This window comes from Kurthia senegalensis (assembly GCF_000285595.1).
Lineage (GTDB): Bacteria > Bacillota > Bacilli > Bacillales_A > Planococcaceae > Kurthia > Kurthia senegalensis.
Genome location: NZ_CAEW01000047.1, coordinates 1 through 1,687, shown reverse-complemented (window position 1 = coordinate 1,687; position 1,687 = coordinate 1). Strand labels below are relative to the sequence as shown.

Below are 1,687 nucleotides of genomic sequence, written 5' to 3'. Positions count from 1 at the left end.
TTATATTTATATTGGGGCCTTAGCTCAGCTGGGAGAGCGCCTGCCTTGCACGCAGGAGGTCAGCGGTTCGATCCCGCTAGGCTCCACCAATATTATTAACTTAATATTTTCTATTATGGCGGCCTAGCTCAGCTGGCTAGAGCGTCCGGTTCATACCCGGGAGGTCGGGGGTTCGATCCCCTCGGCCGCCATATTTTTCTCGGAGGTATACCCAAGTCCGGCTGAAGGGATTGGTCTTGAAAACCAACAGGCGGGTCAAACCGCGCGGGGGTTCGAATCCCTCTACCTCCTCCATTTTTTAAATTTTATACGGTCCGGTAGTTCAGCTGGTTAGAATGCCTGCCTGTCACGCAGGAGGTCGCGGGTTCGAGTCCCGTCCGGACCGCCACTTTATTGTGGGTTTGTAGCTCAGTTGGTAGAGCATTAGATTGAAGCTCTAAGTGTCGGCGGTTCGATTCCGTCCAAACCCACCATATTAATGGGCCTATAGCTCAGCTGGTTAGAGCGCACGCCTGATAAGCGTGAGGTCGATGGTTCGAGTCCATTTAGGCCCACCATTAATAAAAAACAAGCATGAAATATTATTATTCCGTTGTAGCTCAGTTGGTAGTAGCATCTGACTGTTAATCAGAGGGTCGCAGGTTCGAGTCCTGCCAACGGAGCCATGGCCCCTTGGTCAAGCGGTTAAGACACCGCCCTTTCACGGCGGTAACACGGGTTCGAATCCCGTAGGGGTCATTTTAATATGCCGGTGTAGCTCAGTTGGTAGAGCAACTGACTTGTAATCAGTAGGTCGAGGGTTCGACTCCTTTCGCCGGCACCATAGCTTGAGTCATTAGCTCAGTTGGTAGAGCATCTGACTTTTAATCAGAGGGTCGCTGGTTCGAATCCTGCATGACTCATACTAGAAGAGTACATTATGTACTCTTTTTTTGTTGTTCTAAATTAATATCTTTAGTACGCATTACGTTTTATATAATAGTTAAAAAGGGGATGTCTTTGATTTGTAATTGATCGAAGATAGCCCTTTTGTTTTCATTGATTTAAACTTTCTAACAGAATGACAATCTAATAATTGCGAGCATTAATTCAGAAGTTTTTATTTCTTTTGGAAGAATGGAGATGAATAATTTAATGAAGTTGATTAAATTATTTTGAAAGTAATTAGTTTTTCTTAAATCAAAAGAAAAGAGCTCTTTCTATATTTATTAGCTGCACTTATAAAGTATCTAATTGTAAATTGTATTTTAAAGAGTACTTAATTGAAATGGACTTCTATATTGAGAAAGATAGAATAATAGAGGCGGTTTAATATGATCTTTCTTTTTTAATCATTAGATTTAATTTAAATACATATAATGAGGTTTATAGAAGAGGAATACTTATGTATTTAAGTTAGAATAGATAGATTGAATTGAAATCATCTATATTTATTACTGTTAAATGTATAACTTTAAGTATTTTAAAAAAAGTTTTAAAAAGGTATTGTAATTATATATGTATGGTGTATAATATATCTTGTCGTTAAGAAATAAACAACTAAGCAACTTAAAAAATAAAACTTTTTTAAAAAAGTTATTGACAAATAACTTGCGAAATGGTATTATTATTAAGTCGTCAAGAACGACACATGATGAACCTTGAAAACTGAACAAGCAAGATTGTATCACAATAAATTCGGTTCAAA

Annotated in this window: 10 tRNA genes; all 10 read left to right on the top strand. The window is 38.4% G+C overall.

The window, feature by feature from the left end:
- Positions 1-13: 13 nt before the first annotated feature.
- Positions 14-89 (top strand) — tRNA-Ala (locus tag KSHG_RS15500).
- Positions 90-117: 28 nt separating this feature from the next.
- A tRNA-Met gene (locus KSHG_RS15495) sits at positions 118-191 on the top strand.
- 10 nt (positions 192-201) lie between these two features.
- A tRNA-Ser gene (locus KSHG_RS15490) sits at positions 202-294 on the top strand.
- Between the two features lie 17 nt (positions 295-311).
- A tRNA-Asp gene (locus KSHG_RS15485) sits at positions 312-388 on the top strand.
- A gap of 9 nt (positions 389-397) precedes the next feature.
- A tRNA-Phe gene (locus KSHG_RS15480) sits at positions 398-473 on the top strand.
- A 7-nt stretch (positions 474-480) separates the two neighbouring features.
- A tRNA-Ile gene (locus KSHG_RS15475) sits at positions 481-557 on the top strand.
- 31 nt (positions 558-588) lie between these two features.
- Positions 589-665: transfer RNA gene (locus KSHG_RS15470), tRNA-Asn, on the top strand.
- A 1-nt stretch (position 666) separates the two neighbouring features.
- Positions 667-738 (top strand) — tRNA-Glu (locus KSHG_RS15465).
- Positions 739-747: 9 nt separating this feature from the next.
- A tRNA-Thr gene (locus KSHG_RS15460) sits at positions 748-823 on the top strand.
- 6 nt (positions 824-829) lie between these two features.
- Positions 830-902: transfer RNA gene (locus KSHG_RS15455), tRNA-Lys, on the top strand.
- The last annotated feature ends 785 nt before the right edge of the window (positions 903-1,687 follow it).